Origin of the sequence: Xylophilus rhododendri, from assembly GCF_009906855.1 — a bacterium.
Taxonomy (GTDB): domain Bacteria; phylum Pseudomonadota; class Gammaproteobacteria; order Burkholderiales; family Burkholderiaceae_C; genus Xylophilus; species Xylophilus rhododendri.
In genome coordinates this window covers 836,898-856,622 of the sequence record NZ_CP047650.1, presented here as the reverse complement: position 1 = coordinate 856,622, position 19,725 = coordinate 836,898, and the positions used below count along the sequence as shown (strand labels likewise).

Sequence of the window (19,725 nt, the reverse complement as noted above, 5' to 3'; positions counted from 1 at the left end):
TCTTTCGCCAGGCACGAATCTGGCTTAAAAGTATTTATAGAAAATAGTTTGTATTGTATGTCAATACTTCAAGACTGATGACCATGGAACTCTGCGACCGCCCGGCCACCGAACTGCGCCAGGAAATACAGGACGGCCATCTCGGCGCCCGCGAACTGCTGGCTGCGCACATCGAACGCATAGCCCGCTGCAATCCGGATGTGAACGCCCTGGTCACCCTGGACCTGGATGCCGCGATGGCCGAGGCGGCCCGCGCCGACGAGCGCCAGGCACGCGGCGAGCCCCTGGGCCTGCTGCACGGCCTGCCCATGGTGCACAAGGACTGCTTCGCCACCCAGGGCATGCGCACCACCCAGGGCTCGCCGCTGTACCGCGATTTCGTCCCCACGGTCAGCAGCCTGCTGGTGCAGCGCGAGCAGGCGGCCGGCGCGATCACCCTGGGCAAAAGCAATATTCCCGAATTCTGTGCGGGCTCGCACACCGTCAACACCCTTTTTGGTGCGACCCGCAATCCCTACGACCTGCGCCGCTCCGCCGGCGGCAGCAGCGGCGGCGCGGCGGCCGCGCTGGCCTGCGGCATGGCGGCGCTGGCCGATGGCAGCGACATGGGCGGCTCGCTGCGCAATCCGGCCTCCTTCTGCAATGTGGTGGGCCTGCGGCCTTCGCCCGGGCGAGTGCCGCAGTGGCCCACGCTCAATCCCTACAACCTGCTGACCGTCGTCGGTCCCATGGGCCGCACGGTGGGCGACGTGGCCCTGCTGCTGGCGGCGATGGCCGGGCCGGATGCGCGCGACCCCATGTCCATCGAGCAGGACCCGGCGCTTTTCCTCGGCTCGCTGGAGGGCGGCGTGGCCGGCAGCCGGGTGGCCTTCGCGCCGACCTGGGGCGGCCTGCCCACCGATCCGGCTGTCACGCAGGTGATAGAGGCGCAGGCCTCGGTGCTGGAGGCCATGGGCGCACAAGTGAGCCGGGCCTGCCCGGACTTCTCCGATGCCGACCACGCATTCCAGACCCTGCGCGGCGTCGCCTTCGACCTGGCCTACGGCGAACTCGCCGACCGCCATCCCGATGCCTTCAAGCCCGCCATCCACTGGAACATCGGCGTGGGCCGCGAGGCCGGCGGCTCCGACATCGCCCGGGCCGAGAAGGCGCGCGCCGCGCTGTTCCAGCAGATGCACGGCTTCATGCAGTCGCACGACTTCCTGGTCGGCGCGGTCAGCCAGGTGCCGCCCTTCCCGGTGGAGTGGGAGCATGTGCAGGAGATCGCCGGCACGCCGATGGGCAACTACATCGACTGGATGCGCTCCGGCTACTACCTCTCCCTGACCGGCCTGCCCGCCATCTCCGTGCCCTGCGGCTTCACCGCCGACGGCCTGCCGGTCGGCCTGCAGATCGTCGGCCGCTACCGCCAGGAGCGCGCCCTGCTGGCCTTCGCCCATGCCTTCGAGCAGGCCGTGCCCTGCCGCCACCGGCTGCCGCCCTTGCTGGCAGGCCTGTGAGTCTTTCCGAATCCCGTCCCGTCCCTCCACCCTCATCACCGTACCGGAGCCTTCGAATGAAACGACTTCTCTGCACCGCCGTGGCCTCCCTGGCCGTTCTCGGCGCCGCCCCCGTCCTGGCCCAGACCTATCCGTCCAAGCCGGTGACCCTGATCGCCCCTTTCCCGCCCGGCGGCTCGACCGACGTGCTGGCCCGCATCCTCGCCACCCGCCTGGGAAGCCGCCTGGGCCAGCCGGTGGTGATCGAGAACAAGCCGGGCGCCAACGGCTCCATCGGCGCGTCCGCCGCGGCTCGCGCCAGGCCGGACGGCTACACCATCCTGCTGATGGGCGGCTCTTCCTACACCGTCAACACGCTGCTCTACAAGAACATGGGCTACGACCCGCTGGCCAGCTACGACTACCTGGGCATCGCCGGCGGATCGCAGCTGGTGATGCTGACCAATCCGGCGACCGGCATCGCCACGGTCAAGGACGTGGTGAGCAAGTCTGCCGCCGAGTCCCTGAGCTTCGGCTCCTTCGGCACCGGCTCGCTGCCGCATGTGGCCGGCGAGTACTTCGCGCAGAAGACCGGCGCCCACCTGGTGCATGTGCCCTACAAGGGTAGCGCCCCGGCCATGACCGACCTGATCGGCAACCAGATCCCGCTGACCATCGAGACCATGGTCGCCGCCATGCCGCAGATCCGCGGCGGCAAGGTGAAGCCGATCGCGGTGCTGGGCCGCCAGCGCGCGGTGCAGCTTCTCCATGTGCCGACCATGCAGGAAAGCGGCATCGCGGACTTCGATTTCGAGACCTGGTTCGGCATCGTCACCGCCAAGGGCACGCCGCCGGAGATCGTCGAACGCCTGCAGCACGAACTGAAGGACATGATGGCCGAGAAGGCCACGCAGGAAGCGCTGGAGGCGGCCGGCTTCGATCCGCGTTATTCCGATGCACGCCAGTTCCGCGACCAGGTGCAGCGTGAGCTGAAGCGCAATGCCCGCATCATCGAAGCCGCCAACATCAAGGCGGACTGACATTCGATGACCCACATTGCCCTGCTCAGCCAGACCTCGAAGCTGGAATACCTGGGCCCCCTGCTGCAGGCCGCGCTGCCGGCAGCGCATTGTTCGGTCTGGCCCGATCCGGCCTGCCTGGATGCCGAAGTGGCCGTCTGCTGGAACACGCCGCCCGGCCTCTACGAGCAGATGCCGCGGCTGCGGCTGGTGCACAGCATCGCCGCCGGCGTGGACAACATCCTGCCCGGCAGCAGCGGCACCGGCCTGCCGGTCTGCCGGGTGGTGGACGAAGGCCTGACACGCGGCATGGTCGAGTACGTGATGTGGGCCGTGCTGCATTTCCATCGCGGCTTCGACCTGGCCCTGCGCCAGCAGCGCAGCCACCGCTGGAGCCGGCCCCCGCTGCGCCCGGCCGGCGAATGCCGGGTCGGCATCATGGGCCTGGGCGCGCTGGGCCGCAGCGTGGCGGCCAGGCTGCTGGCCGAGGGCTACCGGGTCGGCGGCTGGGCGCGCGGCGCGCATGCGATCGACGGCGTCGCCACCCATGCGGGTCCGACCGGCCTGCAGGACTTCCTGGCCTCCACCGACATCCTCGTCAACCTGCTGCCATTGACCGACGACACCCGCGGCATCCTCGGCCAGGCGCTGTTCTCCCGCCTGCCGCAGGGCGCCTGCGTGGTCGGCTGCGGCCGGGGCGAGCATCTGGTGGCCGAGGACCTGATCGCCGCGCTGCAATCCGGCCATCTGCGCGGCGCGGTACTCGATGTCTTCCCGCAAGAGCCGCTCGATGCGGCCAGCCCCCTGTGGGACATGCCGCAGATCGTCGTCACCCCGCACATGGCCACCATGGCCTCGCCGGCCGCGGTGGTGCGGCAGGTGGCCGAGAACATCCGCCGCCTGCAGGGTGGCCAGCCCCTGCTCAACCTGGTGGATGCCGCACGCGGCTATTGATCAAGATAGAGACCCATGTACACCCCCAAAGCCTACGAAAACCACGACCTGGCCGAACTCCACCGCTGCATGCGCCAGTGGAGTTTCGCCACCCTGATCACCCACGGTGCCAGCGGCACCCAGGCCACCCATCTGCCCTTTCTCTTCGATGCCGAAGACGGTGCGGCCGGCACCCTCACCACCCACCTGGCCAGGGCCAATCCGCAGCTCGCCGACCTGCTGGCCGGTGCGCCCGCTCTTGTGATCTTCCAGGGCCCGCACGCCTATGTCTCGCCGAGTTGGTACCAGCAGCAGCTGACCTTCCCGACCTGGAACTACGCCGCCATCCACGCGCGCGGCCTGCCGTTGTGCCTGGAGGGCCCGGAGGAAGTGCGGGCCGTGCTCGACCGCACCGTGCGCCAGTACGACGAGCCCCTGGGCGGCGCCTGGCGTTTTCCGGAGATGCCGGCCGAGCTGATCGCCTCGCGCCTCAAGGCCATCGTCGCGGTGCGTATCCCGATCGACTCGCTGGAAGGCAAGTTCAAGTTCAACCAGGACAAGTCGCCGGCCGACCGCCTGGGCGTGATGCAGGCGCTGGCGTCCTCGCCGGACCGCGGCGACCAGGCCGCGGCCGAGTTCATGCGGCAGCGCGAACCGGCTGCATGAGGTCCGCGGGCTCGTCTTTCGATCCGAGTTCCTCTGACGGACGGACGCGTGTCGGAATCCGTGGCTTGTACGTATCTTTTAGGCTCGGGACTTTTGCGTTCGGCGAAGGTCTCCAAAGGTGAGGACGCATTGAGGCCTGTTGCTGGAATTCAGGGCAAATCCCGATTCGCCATCGGATATGTACGTACAACATGGCCTGCATGCCGGACACCATCGAATCCGGTGCACAGGAGACCGCCTTGCCCATCCCATCCCGGCCGAGCCCGGCCTCCCGCCTCGCAGCGCTGCTGCTGGCCGCCTGCGCCACCGTCGCCCATGCGGCATTCCCGGACAAACCCATACGCCTGGTCGTGCCCTATGCGGCCGGCGGCGGCACCGACGCGATCGCGCGGCATCTGGCGCAGCGGCTCGGCCCGCGGCTCGACAACCAGCCGGTGCTGGTGGACAACCGCACCGGCGCCGACGGCATCATCGGCACCGAATACGTGGCCAAGTCGCCGCCCGACGGCTACACCTATGTGCTGGTGGTGACCGCGCACCTGGTCAACCCCTACATCAAGAAGAAGCTGCCCTTCGACACCCTGGAAGACCTGGTCGGCGTGACCCGGGTGGCCCAGTCGCCGATGGTGTTCGCGGCCAAGGCCGATGCGCCGTATTCGAATCCGCAGGAGCTGGCGGCGGCGATCCGCAAGGACTTGAAGGCCTACGGCTCCTACGGCAGCTCCGACAGCATGACCCGCCTGGTCGGCGCCATGTTCAACCAGAAGCAACACCTGGCCGACGTGACCCACATCGCCTACCGCGGCGGCGCGCCGCTGGTCGCCGACACGGCGGCCGGCAACCTGGGTTTCGCGGTGACCACGCTGCTCTCGGCCAAGCCGCTGATCGAGGCCGGGCGGCTGAAGGCCATCGGCATCACCAGCGGCACCCGCTCGCCGCTGCTGCCCTCGGCGCCGACCATGGTGGAGAGCGGCATGAAGGACTTCGAGATCTACATCACCTACAGCATCTACGCGCCGGCCAAAACCCCGCGCGAGATCCTGGAGCGCATGCAGCACGAGGTGGCGGCGGTGGTGAAGTCGCCCGAGATGGTGGAGATCCTGGCCCAGCAGGCCGCCGTGCCGGTGGCCAACTCGGTGACCGAGTTCAACGCCCAGAGCCGCAGCGAAGCCAAGTTCTGGGAGAAGCTGGTGAAGGACACGGGCATCGTGCCCGAGTGAACTCAGCGCGGCGCCAGCGCCAGGGTGCGGCGTGCGCCGGCGATCACCGGGGCGTCCACCATCTTGCCGTCCACGGTGAACACGCCGCCGCCCGCGGCCTCGGCGGCCTCCACGATGCGGCGGGCCTTGTCGAGCTGGGCATCGGTGGGCCGCAGCGCGAGGTGGATGTCGGCCACCTGGCGCGGATGGATGGCCGACTTGCAGGCAAAGCCCAGGGCGGCGACCCGCCGGGTCTCTTCGGCCAGGGCCTCGGGCCGGTCCAGGTCGAGAAAGGGCACGTCGATCAGCGGCAGGCCCTTGAGCGCGGCGGCGCAGACCAGCTTCTGGCGGGCGTACAGCAGCGATTCCCACTGGAAGGCGGCGCCGATGTCCACGCTGAAATCCACGCCGCCGAACATCAGCGCTGCCAGATGGGGGCTGTGCAGCACGATGTCGTCGGCATTACGCAGGCCTTGCGCGCTTTCGATCAGGGCGATCCAGCGCAGGCGGCCGTCGCCGGCCACTTCGCTGGCCAGTTGCAGCTCCTGGGCGCTTTCGGTCTTGGGCAGCAGCACGGCATCGGGCGGCGGCACCTCCAGCAGGGCGAGCAGGTCGCGCAGGCCCTCGGCGGTGCGCAGGCCGTTGGCGCGGATGCAGACGAAAGGCCCGCCCTGGCGCTGCTGCAGGTACTGCATCACCTCGGCGCGCGCGGCGGCCTTGCGGTCGGATGCGACGGCGTCTTCCAGGTCGATGCAGATGCAGTCGGTGCCGCTGGCGACGGCCTTGGCGAAACGCTCCGGCCGGTCGCCGGGGACGAAGAGCAGGGTGCGGGCCTCGAAGGCGCGGGCTGGGTTCATGGGTGGCATCTCGGTTCGGGTCTCCGTCGGGTCAAGGGGCTGTGGCGCCGCGCTCCAGCGCCTCGCGGTGCTGCGGCGCGGCGATCGCGATCAGGCGGCGGCAACGTTCGGCCATGGTCTGGCCGCGCAGCTGCGCCGCGCCCCATTCGGTGACGACGATATCCGCATCGCTGCGCGGCGTGGTGACGACGCCGCCGGCCAGCGCTCCGACGATGCGGCTGGCGCCGTCCTTGGTGAGCGAGGGCAGGGCGATGATGGAGCGGCCGCCCGGGCTGTTCAGCGCCGCCCGCACGAAGTCGCCCTGGCCGCCGATGGCGCCCACATAAGCGCGGCCGGCCAACTCGGCATTGACCTGGCCGCCGAGGTCCACCTCCACCGCCGAGTTCAGCGTGACCAGCCGCGACAGCCGCGCCAGCGAGGCGGCGGCGTGGGTGGTGTCCGGGTCGCGCATCACGATGTCCGGATTGCGTTCCACGAAGCGGTAGAGCGCCTGGCTGCCGAAGGCCAGGCCGGTGGTGCTGCGGCCGGCATCGAACTCCTTGAAGGCATTGCTGACCGCGCCGGACTGCATCAGCTTGCGCACGCCGTCGCCCACCAGACCGGCATGGATGCCCAGGTCGCGGCGGTCGCCCAGGCTTTCCAGAATGGCGTCGGGCACCGTGCCGACGCCGGGCTGCAGCACGCAGCGGTCCTCCACGAAGGCGGCGGCATGGGCGGCGATGCGCCGCTCCACATCGCCGGGCGCCGGGCCGCCGGTTTCCAGCAGGGGGCGCGAGACCTGCACGCTGGCATCGATCCGCAGGGCGTCCAGCGCCTCGGCGCTGCCGTGGGTCCAGGGCATCTGTTCGTTGACCTCGGCGATCACCACCCGTGCATGGCGGGCCAGCAGCGGCAGGTAGTCGTGGGCGATGCCCAGGCTGTGGCGGCCGTCCGGTCCGCGGGGCGAGAGCTGCAGCATCACCACGTCGCAGCGCAGCTCGCCACGCGCCACCAGGCCGGCGATCTGCGAGTAGTGGCAGGCGACGACCTGCATCGCGCCGGACTTCAGCAGGTGCCGCCCGTTGCCGATGCCGCCGTAGCCGGTGAGCGCCAGGCCCTGCTGCCGCGCATCGGCGAAGGTGTCGCTGAACAGCATGCCGATGAAGGCATTCAGCCGGCCGATCCGCGGCGCCTGCCGCACCAGGGCGGTGGTGAGCGACAGCGGCTCGGCCGCGCCCTGGCCGCACCAGACATGGTCGCCGGGACGCAGCCATCGGGCCAGTTCGGGCTGTTCCCGCGGCTCAGGCACGGACGGCATGTTTTGCATATCTCATACGGACAAGTCTATAGGCTTCGGAAGAAGAGCGCCTAGTGAAACTACCAGCAAAAGCCTCTGGACTTCATCGACATGTACGTACAACAATGAATTCAAGGCGCATCGCGGTGATGCACCCACTACTCAGCAAGGTTGCACTCCATGAATTCGATGACCCCGGCCGACGAAGCCGAGCTGCTCCACGCGATCGACCGCTGGATCGAGAAGTCGGTCGTGCCGGTCGTCAAGCACTACGACCATGCCGACGAATGGCCCGCGCCCATCGTGGCGCAGATGCAGGAGCTGGGCCTCTTCGGCGCCACCATCAGCCCCGAATACGGCGGCCTGGGCCTGCCGGCCAGCACCTACGCCAAGATCGTGATGCGGATCTCGTCCTACTGGATGTCGATCACCGGCATCTTCAATTCGCACCTGATGCTGGCCCTGGCCATCGAGAAGTTCGGCACCGAGGCGCAGAAGCAGCAATGGCTGCCGCGCCTGGCCAGCGGCGAGGTGCGCGGCGGTCTGGCGCTGACCGAGCCCGATGCCGGCACCGACCTGCAGGGCATCCGCATGACGGCGCGGCGCGAGGGCGACGACTACGTCATCAACGGCACCAAGACCTGGATCAGCAACGGCATCCAGGGCTCCTGCTTCGCGCTGCTGGTCAAGACCGATCCCGAGGCCGAGCCGCGCCACAAGGGCATGAGCCTGTTCATCGCGCCCAAGGGGCCGGGTTTCACCGTGGGCCGGCAGCTGGAGAAGCTGGGCTACAAGGCCATCGATTCGGCGGAGCTGGTGTTCGACAACTACCGGATTTCCGCGGACCACCTGATCGGCGGCGTGGAAGGCCAGGGCTTCTACCAGGCCACCGGCGGGCTGGAGCTGGGCCGCATCAACGTGGCTTCGCGTGGTGTCGGCATCGCCGAGGGCGCCCTGCGGCTGGCCACCGAATACGCCCAGGTCCGCAAGACCTTCGGCAAGCCGATCCACGAGCACCAGGCGATCGGCCTGAAGCTCGGCGAGATGGTCACCCGGGCCCGCGCCGCGCGCCTGCTGACGCTGGACGCGGCGGCCATCTTCGACCGCGGCGAGCGCTGCGACATGGAGGCCGGCATGGCCAAGTATTTCGCCTCGGAGGCGGCGCTGGAGAACAGCATCGAGTCGATGCGCATCCACGGCGCCTACGGCTATTCGAAGGAGTACGACATCGAGCGGCTCTACCGCGACGCGCCGCTCACCTGCATCGGCGAGGGCACCAACGAACTGCAGCGGATCATCATCGCCAGGCAGTGGGTCAAGCGCAACCTGGCGGCCTGAGCATGAAGCCGCTGCAAGGCCTGCGGGTGCTGTCGATCGAGCAGTTCGGCGCCGCACCCTACGCCACCATGTTCCTGGCCGACATGGGCGCCGAGGTCATCAAGCTGGAGAACCTCGAAAGCGGCGGCGACCCCGCCCGCTACACCGGCCCCTACCGGCTGGGCGAGGCGGACAGCCAGTATTTCCAGACCTGGAACAGCAACAAGAAAAGCATCACGCTGGACCTGAAATCGGCCGAGGGCCGGGCGCAATTCGAGCGCCTGGCCGCGGACATGGACGCGGTGGTCGACAACCTGCGCGGTGACCAGCCGGCCAAGCTCCGGCTGCAGTACGCCGACCTGAAACACCTCAATCCAAGGCTGGTCTGCCTGCACATCTCCGCCTACGGCCGCGACAACGAACGCGCCGCCTGGCCGGGCTACGACTACCTGATGCAGGCCGAGACCGGCCTGATGCACCTGACCGGCGAGCCGGACGGCCCGCCCTCGCGTTTCGGTGCGCCTTCCATCATCGACCAGACCACCGGCCTGACCGCGGCGGTGGGCCTGCTGGGCGCCATCCTGGGCGCACGCAGCAGCGGCATCGGCTGCGATGTGGACACCTGCCTTTTCGACGTGGCCCTGCACCAGCTGGGTTATGCCGCCACCTGGTACCTCAACGAAGGCGCGGTCACGCCGCGCCAGGCACGCAGCGGGCATCTCTCGGTCGGGCCGGTGCAGACCTTCGCGACCGCGGACGGCTGGATCTTCATCATGTGCATGACCCAGAAGTTCTGGCTGGCGCTGCTCGACGCGCTGGGCCGCACCGACCTGCTGGCGCGGCCCGAGTTCGCCACGCCGACCAGCCGCGGCGAACACCGGCAGACGCTGACACCGCTGCTCGATGCCGAACTCCGCAAGCACGGCACCCGCTTCTGGCTCGACCGCCTGGGCGGCCTGCTGCCGGTGGCGCCGGTGAACACCCTGGTCGAGGCGCTGGAAAGCCCGGCGGTGCGCGACAGCGGCGTGGTGCGGCAGGTGCCGCATCCGCTGCGGCCGGATTTCCGGATGCTGGCCAATCCGCTGCGCTTCGACGGCCAGCGCCTGCAGCAGGCGGTGTGCGCGCCGCTGGGCGCCGACAACGAAGAACTCCTGCCATCGCGGGTGGACCAGGGAGCCGCGCCATGAAGCTCACCGGCCTGAAGGTGATCGACCTGTCCCTGTTCCTGCCCGGACCCTATCTCACTCTGGCGCTCTGCGACCACGGCGCCGAAGTCATCAAGGTGGAGCCGCCCGCGGGCGACCCCGGACGCGGCATCGGCGAGCGGCAAGGGGGGCATGCGGTGTTCTTCCGCAATCTCAACCGCGGCAAACAAAGCCTCTGCCTGGACCTGAAGCTGGAAGCCGACCGCGAGCGCCTGCTGCGGCTGTGCGACGAGGCCGATGTGTTCGTCGAATCCTTCCGGCCGGGCGTGGCCGCGCGGCTGGGTTTCGGGCAGGAGACGCTGCGCGGGCGCAATCCCCGGCTCGTCTACTGCTCCATCTCCGCCTTCGGCCAGGACGGCGACTACGCGGCGCGGCCGGCCCATGACCTGGGCGTGGAGGCGATGGCGGGGGTGTTGAGCATGTCCCTCGGCCCGGACGGATCGCCTGCGATCCCCGCCATCCCGGTGGCCGATGTGCTGAGCGGCCTGCACGGCCTGAGCGGCGTGCTGATGGCGCTGCTGCGTCGGGAATCGACCGGGCAGGGCGACTACCTCGACATCTCCATGCTGGACTCCACCGTCGGCGCCTGCCTGAACATCCTCGGCCCCACGCTGGCCGAGGGCCGGCAGCCCGATCCGCGCGAGGAGCGCACGACCGGCGGCTCGGCCTTCTACCGGGTCTACCGGACCGGCGACGGCGGCCATATCTCCATGGCCGGGCAGGAGCCGAAGTTCGTGCACTGCCTGCTCGGCGCCCTCGGCCGGCCGGAGCTGGCCGAGCTGGTGCTGCAGGGGCCGGGCCGCCACCAGCAGCCGGTGGTGGACTACCTCACGGGCGTCTTCCTCACCCGCACACGCGACGAGTGGGATGCCTGGCTGGGCGGCCTCGATGTCTGCTACGGCCCGGTCAAGACCCTGCCCGAGGCGCTGGCCGACCCGCACCTGGCCCGCCGCGCCATGGTGCTGACCGACGACGCCGGCCTGCGCCACATCGGCAGTCCCATCCATTTCGCGGACGAGCCGGCCGAGCCGGATTTCACCGTGCCGGCGCTGGGCGGCTACGCCGGCCCCGACACCCATCGATAACAACCCCAGGAGACGAGCATGAGCAAGGATGCAGTGCAGCTGGCGCCCCAGCGCTTTCGCGAGAGTTTCGGCCGCTACTACGAGGATTTCGAGGTCGGCCACATCTACGAACACCGGCCCGGCCGCACCGTGACCGAGACCGACAACATCTGGTTCACCCTGCTGACCATGAACACCCATCCGCTGCATTTCGACAATGCCTATGCGGCCAAGTCGGAGTTCGGCAAGGCGCTGGTCAACAGCTGCCTGACGCTGTCCATCGTCGTCGGCATGAGTGTCAGCGACGTCAGCCAGAAGGCCATCGGCAACCTGGGCTGGAACGACATCAAACTGAGCGCGCCGGTGTTCGTCGGCGACACGCTCTATGCGGAGTCGCATGTGCTGGGCAAACGCGAATCCGCCTCGCGGCCCACCCAGGGCATCGTGACGGTGCGCACCATCGGCACGAAGAGCGACGGCACCGAGTTCATCAGCTTCGAGCGCACGGTGCTCGTGCCCAAGCGCGGTTATGGCATCGACGACTGAGGCGGCCATGAACAAGCTCCTCGAGCGCTGGACTCGCCACCTGGCCGCGTCCGCCATGGCGCTGGCTGCCGTATGGGCCGCGCTGGGCAGCGGTGCCGCCCAAGCCGCCTATCCGGACAGGCCGATCCGCCTGATCGTCGGTTTCCCGCCCGGCCAGGCCACCGACGTCATCGCCCGCATGCTCGGCAAGGTGCTGCAGGACGCGCTGGGCCAGCCGGTGGTGGTGGAGAACCGGCCCGGCGCCGGCGGCATCAACGGCACGGTCGAGGCGATACGCGCCGCGCCCGATGGCTACACCCTGCTGGTCAGCTCCAGCGGCCCGCTGTCGGTCAATCCCAGCCTGTATGCCAAGCTGCCCTATGCGCCGGAGAAGGACCTGGAACCGGTCTCGATGCTGGTGCGGCTGCCGCTGTACCTGGCGGTCAACCCGTCCTTTCCGGCCAAAACCTTCGACGAGTTCCTGAAGCTGGTGAAGGCCAGCCCGGGCAAGTACGACTACGCCTCGGCGGGCAACGGGGTCACCAGCCACCTGACGATGGAGCTCATCAAGAGCCAGTTCGGCCTGTTCCTGCTGCATGTGCCCTATCGCGGCAGCGGCCAGGCGGTGAGCGACGTGATGGCCGGGCAGGTGCCGGCCATCGTCGATACCGGCCCGGCCATCCTGCCCAATATGGCCGCCGGCAAGCTGCGGGTGCTGGCGGTGACCACCCGCGAGCGCTCAAGCCTCACGCCCGCCATCGCCTCCATCGCGGAGCTGAGCGGCACCTCCTTCGACGTCGCCGCCTGGGTCGGCCTGGTGGCGCCCAGGGGTGTGCCGCCGGAGATCGTCGAGCAGCTCCACAAGACGATCGCGCTGCATTGGACCAAGCCGGAGGTCAAAAGCCAGATGGCGGCGCTGGGCGGCGAATCGGTGACCATGCCGCCGGCGGCCTTCAGGACCTATATCGCCGAGGAGACGGTGAAGTTCGCCCGCGCCGTGAAGATCTCGGGCGCCAAGGTCGATTGAGCTTGCGGTTCCTGTCCTTCCAATGGCTGATCGGACCCGTGCGCAAGACGCCGTACGTGCAGCGCACCCGCCTGACGCTGGCGGCCATGGATCGAACGGCTATGTCTTCGGAGGCAGGCCGGGGCTGCTCCTCTGGCAGCGGCCCGCGCCCGGGCAGCGGGGCTCGGCCGGGCCATACTGGGCCTCTTACTGGATGGAGCAAGCCATGACCCGACGCCTCACCGACAGCGCGATTTCCGCGGAACAATTCGAAGCCCTCGCGCCGCAGGAGCAACTGCTGGCCCTGCTCGGCATGATCGACCGCTACCTGGAAGGCGCGACCGGCCACACCATGGACCCCTGGCATGCCGCCAAGATCCGCCACGCCCTGCTGAAGATCGGCAAGGGCGAGGTCGATGCGGCAGCCCACGATCTGGCGCTGGCGGACCAGGCCTCGCACGGGCAGGCGGAGGCGGGTGCCGAGCATGTGGCGGTGGAGGCGCTTCGCCAGGAGGCCCACCAGGCCCGCAAGCATCTGGAGTTGAAGACCGGCTAAGAGCCGGGGCGTTGGCCGCGTCTTACGGCTGGCGCCGGGCGCGTGCCCGTGCCAGGGCGGCTTCCACGGCGGAGCGCTTGCGGTCGCCGGCACCCTCGGCTTCGGTGGGGGCGGCCGGTGGCGGTGGCGGGCTCTTGCGCGCCTGGTGCAGGCGGTAGCGCTGCAGGGCGGTCTCGGCCTGCTGCTGCGACCAGGCCTGCCAGCCGCTGCGTTCGCCCGAGGCGTTCTCCAGCGCGATGCAGTCCACCGGGCAGGCCGGCACGCACAGCTCGCAGCCGGTGCAATGCAGGTCGATCACGGTGTGCATGCGTTTGTTGGCGCCCAGGATGGCGTCGGTGGGGCAGGCGTCCAGGCAGAGGGTGCAGCCGATGCACCAGGCCGGGTCGATCACGGCGAGCTGGCGCGGGGCCTCGGCGCCGCAGTCGGCATCGAGCGGCAGCACCTCGGTGCGGGCGATGGCGGCCAGCCGTGCCACGCCTTCCTGGCCGCCGGGCGGGCAGCGGTTGACGGCTGCTGCTTCGAAGGCGATGGCGTGGGCGTAGGCGGCGCAGTCGGGATAGCCGCAGCGGGTGCACTGGGTCTGCGGCAGGGCCGCGTCCAGGCGAGCGGCCAGCGCCTGGCGGCTGTCCTGCATGTCGGTCGGCGTAAGGCTCAGGCTGCGGCCCTCTTGCGCGGCGCGGGCGCGGCGGCCTGAGGGGCGGCGCTGCGGGGGCTGCCGCGCGTTTGCGCGCGGCCTTGGCCGGCGCTGGTATCTTGGCTGGCGGCGCGGCCTTGGGTGAGTCTTTCACCGCGGCGATGCGCTTGGCGGTGGTCTTCGAGCGGGTCGTGGCCTGGCTGGCGGCGGCTGCCGCTGCGGGAGCATCGGACGGAGTGTCGGCCGAGGGTTTGGCCACGGTCTCGTTGGCGGCTGCCAGGGCCACCGGCGTGACCGGCGCGGCCTTGGCGGCGGTCGATTCGGCCTTGGGCTGCGGCGGCTGCGAAGCTTCATGCACCGGTTCGTACTTCAGGATGAAGTCGCGCACGGCGGGATAGGTCAGCTCGCGCCAGCGGCGGCCGCTGAAGATGCCGTAGTGGCCGGCACCCTTGACTTCCACATGCTTCTGCATGGCCTTCGGGATGCCGGTGCACAGGTCGTGCGCGGCCTCGGTCTGGCCGGAGCCGGAGATGTCGTCGAGTTCGCCTTCGACGGTCAGCAACGCGGTGCCGGCGATGGCCTCGGGCTTGACCCGCTCGGCCACGCCCTTGGGGTTCTTCACGTCCCAGTTGCCATTGACCAGGCAGAAGTCCTGGAACACCACCCGGATGGTCTCCAGGTAGTAGGCCGCGTCCATGTCGAGCACGGCGTTGTATTCGTCGTAGAACTTGCGATGGGCCTCGGCGCTGGTGTCGTCGCCCTTCATCAGGTTCTCGAAATAGTCGTAGTGGCTGCTCAGGTGGCGATCGGGGTTCATCGCCACGAAGCCGGTGTGCTGCAGGAAGCCCGGGTAGACCAGCCGGCCCTCACCGGGAAAGCCCGGCGGCACCCGGAAGATGACGTTGTTCTCGAACCATTCGTAGCTCTTGTTCATCGCCAGGTTGTTCACCGCGGTGGGCGACTTCTTGGCGTTGATCGGGCCGCCCATCATGGTCATGGACAGCGGCGTAGTCTCGCCGCGCGAGGCCATCAGCGAGACGGCGGCCAGCACCGGCACGGTGGGCTGGCAGACGCTGATGACGTGGCAGTTGCCGTACTGCGCCTGCAGGTGGCGGATGAAGTCCTGCACATAGTTCACATAGTCGTCGAGGTGGAACTCGCCTTCGGCCAGGGGCACGGTGCGGGCGTTCTTCCAGTCGGTGATGTAGACCTTGTGGTCCTGCAGCATGGTGCGCACCGTGTCGCGCAGCAGGGTGGCGTAGTGGCCCGACAGCGGCGCCACGATCAGCACGGCCGGCTGCGACTTGAGTTTGGCCAGCGTGGTCGAGTCGTCGGTGAAGCGCTTGAAGCGCAGCAGTTCGCAGAAGGGTTTGGTCAGCTCCACCGCTTCATGGATCACCACTTCGGTGTCGCCGATGGAGACGGTCTGGATGCCGAAGGTGGGTTTCTCGTAGTCCTTGCCCAGGCGGTAGAGCAGGTCGTAGGTGGCCGAGAGCCGGTGCGCCAGCGGCAGCTTGGCAACCGGGTTGAGCGTGTTGCTGAACATCTTCGAAGCGGCGTTCGCGAACTCCGCGAAGGGCTCCATCAGCGCGCGTTGCGCCTCGTAGATCTGGTAAAGCATGGGCGTTGTCCGATGTTTTTGCTGCAGTGCAATATAGCAGTTGAACCATGGCAGCACCATGAAAAAAGCCGCCCCCGAAAGGGGCGGCTTTGCCGATTGACAAGGGGCCGGATCAGGCCACCTTGGCGATCGCTTCGCAGACGTAGTCGATGTTCTGGCTGTTGATGGCGGCCACGCACATGCGGCCGGTGTCGGTGCCGTAGACGCCGAACTCGCTGCGCAGGCGCACCATCTGGTCCTTGCTCAGGCCCGAGTAGCTGAACATGCCGATCTGCTCGGCGATGAAGGACATGTCCTGCTTCACGCCGGCCTTCTTCAGTCCGTCGACCAGCTTCTGGCGGGTTTCCTTGATGCGCACGCGCATGGCGGCCAGCTCGGCCTCCCACAGGGCGCGCAGCTCGGGTCGTTGAGAACCGCTGCCACCACCGCGCCGCCATGGGTGGGCGGGTTGGAGTAGTTGGTGCGGATGACGATCTTGAGCTGCGACAGCACGCGGGCCGCCTCGGCCTTGTCGGCGCACAGCACCGACAGCGCGCCCACACGCTCGCCGTAGAGGCTGAAGCTCTTGGAGAACGAGGTGGAGACGAAGAAGGTCAGGCCGGCGGCGACGAACTTGCCGACCACCGCGCCGTCCTCGGCGATGCCGTGGCCGAAGCCCTGGTAGGCCATGTCGAGGAAGGCCACCAGGTTCCTGGCCTTGACGGCGGCGACCACCTGGTCCCACTGGGCCGAGGTGATGTCGTAGCCGGTCGGGTTGTGGCAGCAGGCGTGCAGCACGACGATGGTGCCGGCGGCGGCTGCGTTCAGCGCGGCCAGCATGCCTTCGAAATCAACGCCGCGCTTGGCAGCGTCGTAGTAGGGGTGTGCATCGACCTGGAAGCCGGCGCGGGTGAACAGCGCGCGGTGGTTCTCCCAGCTTGGCTCGCTGATCAGCACCTTGGCATCGGGGCTGATGAACTTCAGGAAGTCGGCGCCGACCTTCAGGCCGCCGGTGCCGCCCAGGCACTGCACGGTGGCCACGCGGCCGGAAGTCAGCGGCTCGCTGCCTTCGCCGAAGACCAGCTTCTGCACGCCGGCGTCATAGGCGGCGATGCCGTCGATCGGCAGGTAGCCGCGGGCCTTGGGGGCGGCCATCATGGCCTGCTCGGCCTTCTGCACGCACTCGAGCAGCGGCAGCTTGCCCTTGTCGTCGAAGTAGACGCCCACACCCAGGTTGACCTTCTTGGGGTTGGTGTCGGCGTTGAACTGGTCGTTCAGGCCCAGGATCGGATCGCGCGGCGCCATTTCGACGGCGGTGAACAAAGACATGGCTGGAGAGTCCTATTGGATGCAGACGGATGGATGGCCGGTGCCGGCAAGCTTGAATCGGCGGTGCCCGGGGCCATCTGGAATTTTAACCAGTGGCCGGCTGTCGGCCTGTACAGTGTTTGCCAACATGCCTGATACCGCCCCCATCGCCGCAGTTCCATCCGACGCACCCGCTACCGATAAGCCGGGCACCTTCATCCAGTACGAGGGCTCGCCCTTCGAGCTGTACCAGCCCTATCCGCCGGCCGGCGACCAGCCGGTGGCCATCGACCAGCTGGTCGAAGGCATAGCCGACGGTGAGGTCTTCCAGACCCTGCTGGGCGTGACCGGCTCCGGCAAGACCTTCACCATGGCCAACGTGATCGCCCGCACCGGCCGGCCGGCGATCGTCTTCGCGCCCAACAAGACGCTGGCGGCGCAGCTCTACGCCGAGTTCCGCGAGTTCTTCCCCAAGAACGCCGTCGAGTACTTCGTCAGCTACTACGACTACTACCAGCCCGAGGCCTATGTGCCCCAGCGCGACCTGTTCATCGAGAAGGACAGCGCGATCAACGAGCACATCGAGCAGATGCGCCTGTCGGCCACCAAGAGCGTGCTGGAGCGGCGCGACGTGATCATCGTGGCCTCGGTCAGCGCCATCTACGGCATAGGCGCACCCGAGGACTACACCCAGATGCGTTTCATCCTGCGGGTGGGCAGCAAGCAGAGCCAGCGCGAGGCCATCGCCCAGCTGATCCGCATGCAGTACACCCGCAACGAGCAGGACTTCTCGCGCGGCAGCTTCCGGGTGCGCGGCGACACCATCGACGTGTTCCCGGCCGAGCATTCGGAGCTTGCGATCCGCATCGAACTCTTCGACGACGAGGTCGAGTCGCTGCAGCTCTTCGACCCGCTCACCGGCAAGGTGCGGCAGAAGGTGCCGCGTTTCGTGATCTACCCGGCCAGCCACTACGTGACGCCGCGCGACAAGGTGCTGAGCGCGGTCGATTCGATCAAGGAGGAGCTGCGCGAGCGGCTGAAGTTCTTCGTCTCCGAAGGCAAGCTGGTGGAAGCTCAGCGCCTGGAGCAGCGCACCCGCTTCGACCTGGAGATGCTGGCCGAGATCGGTCACTGCAAGGGCATCGAGAACTACTCGCGCCACCTCTCGGGCTCGCCGCCCGGCGCGCCGCCGGCCACGCTGACCGACTACCTGCCCAAGGACGCGGTCATGTTCCTGGACGAGAGCCACGTCATGATCGGCCAGCTCGGCGGCATGTACAACGGCGACCGGGCGCGCAAGAGCACGCTGGTGGATTACGGCTTTCGCCTGCCCTCGGCCCTGGACAACCGGCCGCTGAAGTTCGACGAGTTCGAGACCCGCATGCGCCAGGTGGTCTTCGTCTCGGCCACGCCGGCCGACTACGAGAAACGCAATGCCGGCAAGGTGGTCGAGCAGGTGGTGCGGCCGACCGGCCTGGTCGATCCCATCGTGGAAGTGCGGCCCGCCACGCACCAGGTGGACGACGTGCTGCAGGAGATCCGCATCCGCGTCGACAAGAACGAGCGGGTGCTGATCACCACCCTGACCAAACGCATGGCGGAGCAGCTCACCGACTACCTCAGCGACAACGGCGTGAAGGTGCGCTACCTGCACAGCGACATCGACACGGTGGAGCGGGTGGAGATCCTGCGCGACCTGCGCCTGGGCACCTTCGACGTGCTGGTGGGCATCAACCTGCTGCGCGAGGGCCTGGACATTCCGGAGGTGAGCCTGGTGGCCATTCTCGATGCCGACAAGGAAGGTTTCCTGCGCGCCGAACGCAGCCTCATCCAGACCATAGGCCGGGCCGCGCGCAACCTGAACGGCCGCGCCATCCTCTACGCCGACCGGGTGACCGAATCGATGCGCAAGGCCATCGGCGAGACCGAGCGCCGGCGCGAGAAGCAGATCGCCCACAACGAGCTGCACGGCATCGTGCCGCGCAGCGTGGTCAAGCAGGTGCGCGAGCTGATCGACGGTGTCTATGGCGAGAAGGCCGGCCGCGACGCGGTGGGGGCGGACGCCGGCACACGCGGCGACACATTGCTGGAAGACCTGTCCGAGAAGGACCTGGCCCGCGAGATCAAACGCCTGGAAAAGCAGATGCTGGAGCACGCCCGCAACCTCGAATTCGAGAAGGCCGCCCGCCTGCGAGACCAGCTTTCGCGCCTGAAGGAAAGGGCGCTCGGCGCCTCCGGCCACGACAACGTGGTGGCCTTTCCTACGCCCCCTTCGGCCGATTCCCGACCAAAGTAGCGGGTCTTGGGTTATACTTGATTCAAATACTCAACAAAGACAACAAAGCGATTCCCGACGATGCAGGGCTCTGTCCGTCGTGCAAAACAGCACGATTGCGGCAGGGAATGGGTGGAGACGGTGCCCTTCGGGTCCATGCCCGACGGGGTGTTCATACAGTGCAATAGCCAAGGAGCTTGCCATGCGTCTCACAACCAAAGGCCGTTTTGCGGTCACCGCGATGATCGATCTGGCCCTGCGCCAGAACAACGGCCCGGTCACGCTGGCTGCCATCAGCCAACGCCAGCAGATTTCGCTGTCGTATCTCGAACAGCTCTTCGGCAAGCTGCGCCGCCACGAACTGGTGGAATCCACCCGCGGCCCCGGCGGCGGCTACACCCTGGGCCGCAAGGCGGCCGACATCACGGTGGCCGACATCATCGTCTCGGTGGACGAACCCATCGACGCCACCCAATGCGGCGGCAAGGAAAACTGCCTGGGCGAAGCCGGCCGCTGCATGACGCACGAGCTGTGGGCATCGCTCAACCAGCGCATGGTCGAGTTCCTGGACTCGGTCACGCTGCAGAAACTGGTCGACGAACAGATCGCCAAGGGTGTGCAGATCGAGGACAAGCCGGCCGTGCGCCGCGCCATCTCGAGCCAGCCGGTGGTCAAGCCGATCCGCGTGAACGCGCCGAACTCGGTTTTCGCGCTGGGCAACGCCTTCGCCAAATCCTGAGTCCGCGGGCGCCGGCATGCCGGGCCCGCCTTTCGTTCCTTTTGGTTTCGCCAGCTTCATAGCCAGCT

Annotated in this window: 16 protein-coding genes and 2 pseudogenes; 13 read left to right on the top strand and 5 right to left on the bottom strand. The window is 68.2% G+C overall.

The features are described from left to right. Window positions 1–77: 77 nt before the first annotated feature. From GT347_RS04030 to GT347_RS04010, 5 genes are all read left to right on the top strand, one after another. On the top strand, window positions 78–1,499 hold the full coding sequence (locus GT347_RS04030) for an amidase (protein WP_160550736.1): 1,422 nt from the start codon (window positions 78–80) through the stop codon (window positions 1,497–1,499). A 56-nt stretch (window positions 1,500–1,555) separates the two neighbouring features. Further along, window positions 1,556–2,518: a Bug family tripartite tricarboxylate transporter substrate binding protein gene (locus GT347_RS04025; protein WP_160550735.1), complete on the top strand. Its 963-nt coding sequence runs from the start codon at window positions 1,556–1,558 to the stop codon at window positions 2,516–2,518. 6 nt (window positions 2,519–2,524) lie between these two features. Further along, entirely contained in the window at window positions 2,525–3,451 is a 927-nt protein-coding gene (locus GT347_RS04020) for a 2-hydroxyacid dehydrogenase (protein ID WP_160550734.1), read from the top strand. A 15-nt stretch (window positions 3,452–3,466) separates the two neighbouring features. After that, window positions 3,467–4,096 (top strand): FMN-binding negative transcriptional regulator, encoded by a 630-nt coding sequence (locus tag GT347_RS04015; protein WP_160550733.1) that lies wholly within the window; start codon window positions 3,467–3,469, stop codon window positions 4,094–4,096. Between the two features lie 239 nt (window positions 4,097–4,335). Then, window positions 4,336–5,316 carry a tripartite tricarboxylate transporter substrate-binding protein gene (locus tag GT347_RS04010; protein WP_160550732.1) on the top strand — a complete coding sequence of 327 codons (981 nt, stop codon included), beginning with the start codon at window positions 4,336–4,338 and terminating at the stop codon, window positions 5,314–5,316. 2 nt (window positions 5,317–5,318) lie between these two features. Here GT347_RS04010 and GT347_RS04005 read toward each other — a convergent pair whose 3' ends face one another. Continuing rightward, entirely contained in the window at window positions 5,319–6,152 is an 834-nt protein-coding gene (locus tag GT347_RS04005) for an HpcH/HpaI aldolase/citrate lyase family protein (protein WP_160550731.1), read from the bottom strand. A gap of 31 nt (window positions 6,153–6,183) precedes the next feature. Then, entirely contained in the window at window positions 6,184–7,449 is a 1,266-nt protein-coding gene (locus tag GT347_RS04000; RefSeq protein WP_160550730.1) for an acetyl-CoA hydrolase/transferase family protein, read from the bottom strand. Window positions 7,450–7,617: 168 nt separating this feature from the next. Here GT347_RS04000 and GT347_RS03995 point away from each other — a divergent pair, with 168 nt between their 5' ends. The 6 genes from GT347_RS03995 (at window position 7,618) to GT347_RS03970 (ending at window position 13,101) form a co-directional block, all read left to right on the top strand. After that, window positions 7,618–8,766, top strand: coding sequence for an acyl-CoA dehydrogenase family protein (locus GT347_RS03995; protein ID WP_160555211.1), 1,149 nt, complete (start codon window positions 7,618–7,620; stop codon window positions 8,764–8,766). A gap of 2 nt (window positions 8,767–8,768) precedes the next feature. Further along, entirely contained in the window at window positions 8,769–9,932 is a 1,164-nt protein-coding gene (locus GT347_RS03990; protein WP_160550729.1) for a CaiB/BaiF CoA transferase family protein, read from the top strand. Continuing rightward, entirely contained in the window at window positions 9,929–11,035 is a 1,107-nt protein-coding gene (locus tag GT347_RS03985) for a CaiB/BaiF CoA transferase family protein (RefSeq protein WP_160550728.1), read from the top strand. Before GT347_RS03990 ends, GT347_RS03985 begins: the two co-directional genes overlap by 4 nt. A gap of 18 nt (window positions 11,036–11,053) precedes the next feature. Then, entirely contained in the window at window positions 11,054–11,560 is a 507-nt protein-coding gene (locus GT347_RS03980) for a MaoC family dehydratase (RefSeq protein WP_160550727.1), read from the top strand. Window positions 11,561–11,567: 7 nt separating this feature from the next. After that, complete coding sequence (locus GT347_RS03975) at window positions 11,568–12,566, top strand: Bug family tripartite tricarboxylate transporter substrate binding protein (RefSeq protein ID WP_160550726.1); 999 nt, start codon at window positions 11,568–11,570, stop codon at window positions 12,564–12,566. A 205-nt stretch (window positions 12,567–12,771) separates the two neighbouring features. Further along, window positions 12,772–13,101: a hypothetical protein gene (locus tag GT347_RS03970; protein ID WP_160550725.1), complete on the top strand. Its 330-nt coding sequence runs from the start codon at window positions 12,772–12,774 to the stop codon at window positions 13,099–13,101. Between the two features lie 22 nt (window positions 13,102–13,123). Here the strand turns inward: GT347_RS03970 and GT347_RS03965 are convergent, their stop codons facing one another. The 3 genes and pseudogenes from GT347_RS03965 to GT347_RS03955 form a co-directional block, all read right to left on the bottom strand. Next, entirely contained in the window at window positions 13,124–13,735 is a 612-nt protein-coding gene (locus tag GT347_RS03965; protein ID WP_160555210.1) for an RnfABCDGE type electron transport complex subunit B, read from the bottom strand. A gap of 82 nt (window positions 13,736–13,817) precedes the next feature. Next, window positions 13,818–15,356: pseudogene (locus GT347_RS03960) on the bottom strand (polyhydroxyalkanoate depolymerase); the annotation flags it as partial. A 112-nt stretch (window positions 15,357–15,468) separates the two neighbouring features. Continuing rightward, a pseudogene (locus GT347_RS03955) lies at window positions 15,469–16,664 on the bottom strand (amino acid aminotransferase). 127 nt (window positions 16,665–16,791) lie between these two features. On the opposite strand from GT347_RS03955, the gene uvrB reads away from it, so the two are divergent. Both uvrB and iscR read left to right on the top strand, forming a co-directional pair. Continuing rightward, window positions 16,792–18,939, top strand: a complete 2,148-nt coding sequence (gene uvrB, locus GT347_RS03950) for an excinuclease ABC subunit UvrB (protein ID WP_160550724.1) — start codon at window positions 16,792–16,794, stop codon at window positions 18,937–18,939. A 181-nt stretch (window positions 18,940–19,120) separates the two neighbouring features. After that, the gene (gene iscR, locus GT347_RS03945) at window positions 19,121–19,657 is read left to right on the top strand and encodes a Fe-S cluster assembly transcriptional regulator IscR (RefSeq protein WP_160550723.1); all 537 of its coding nucleotides are present in this window, start codon (window positions 19,121–19,123) and stop codon (window positions 19,655–19,657) included. Window positions 19,658–19,725 lie beyond the last annotated feature (68 nt).

Coding starts and splice junctions, on each gene's coding strand:
- GT347_RS04030 (WP_160550736.1), top strand. CDS start 78: ATGACCATGGAACTCTGCGACCGCCCGGCCACCGAACTGCGCCAGGAA.
- GT347_RS04005 (WP_160550731.1), bottom strand. CDS start 6,152: ATGAACCCAGCCCGCGCCTTCGAGGCCCGCACCCTGCTCTTCGTCCCC.
- GT347_RS04000 (WP_160550730.1), bottom strand. CDS start 7,449: ATGCCGTCCGTGCCTGAGCCGCGGGAACAGCCCGAACTGGCCCGATGG.
- iscR (WP_160550723.1), top strand. CDS start 19,121: ATGCGTCTCACAACCAAAGGCCGTTTTGCGGTCACCGCGATGATCGAT.
- GT347_RS03985 (WP_160550728.1), top strand. CDS start 9,929: ATGAAGCTCACCGGCCTGAAGGTGATCGACCTGTCCCTGTTCCTGCCC.
- GT347_RS03980 (WP_160550727.1), top strand. CDS start 11,054: ATGAGCAAGGATGCAGTGCAGCTGGCGCCCCAGCGCTTTCGCGAGAGT.
- GT347_RS03995 (WP_160555211.1), top strand. CDS start 7,618: ATGACCCCGGCCGACGAAGCCGAGCTGCTCCACGCGATCGACCGCTGG.
- GT347_RS04015 (WP_160550733.1), top strand. CDS start 3,467: ATGTACACCCCCAAAGCCTACGAAAACCACGACCTGGCCGAACTCCAC.
- GT347_RS04020 (WP_160550734.1), top strand. CDS start 2,525: ATGACCCACATTGCCCTGCTCAGCCAGACCTCGAAGCTGGAATACCTG.
- GT347_RS03970 (WP_160550725.1), top strand. CDS start 12,772: ATGACCCGACGCCTCACCGACAGCGCGATTTCCGCGGAACAATTCGAA.
- GT347_RS03975 (WP_160550726.1), top strand. CDS start 11,568: ATGAACAAGCTCCTCGAGCGCTGGACTCGCCACCTGGCCGCGTCCGCC.
- uvrB (WP_160550724.1), top strand. CDS start 16,792: ATGCCTGATACCGCCCCCATCGCCGCAGTTCCATCCGACGCACCCGCT.
- GT347_RS04025 (WP_160550735.1), top strand. CDS start 1,556: ATGAAACGACTTCTCTGCACCGCCGTGGCCTCCCTGGCCGTTCTCGGC.
- GT347_RS03990 (WP_160550729.1), top strand. CDS start 8,769: ATGAAGCCGCTGCAAGGCCTGCGGGTGCTGTCGATCGAGCAGTTCGGC.
- GT347_RS03965 (WP_160555210.1), bottom strand. CDS start 13,735: ATGCAGGACAGCCGCCAGGCGCTGGCCGCTCGCCTGGACGCGGCCCTG.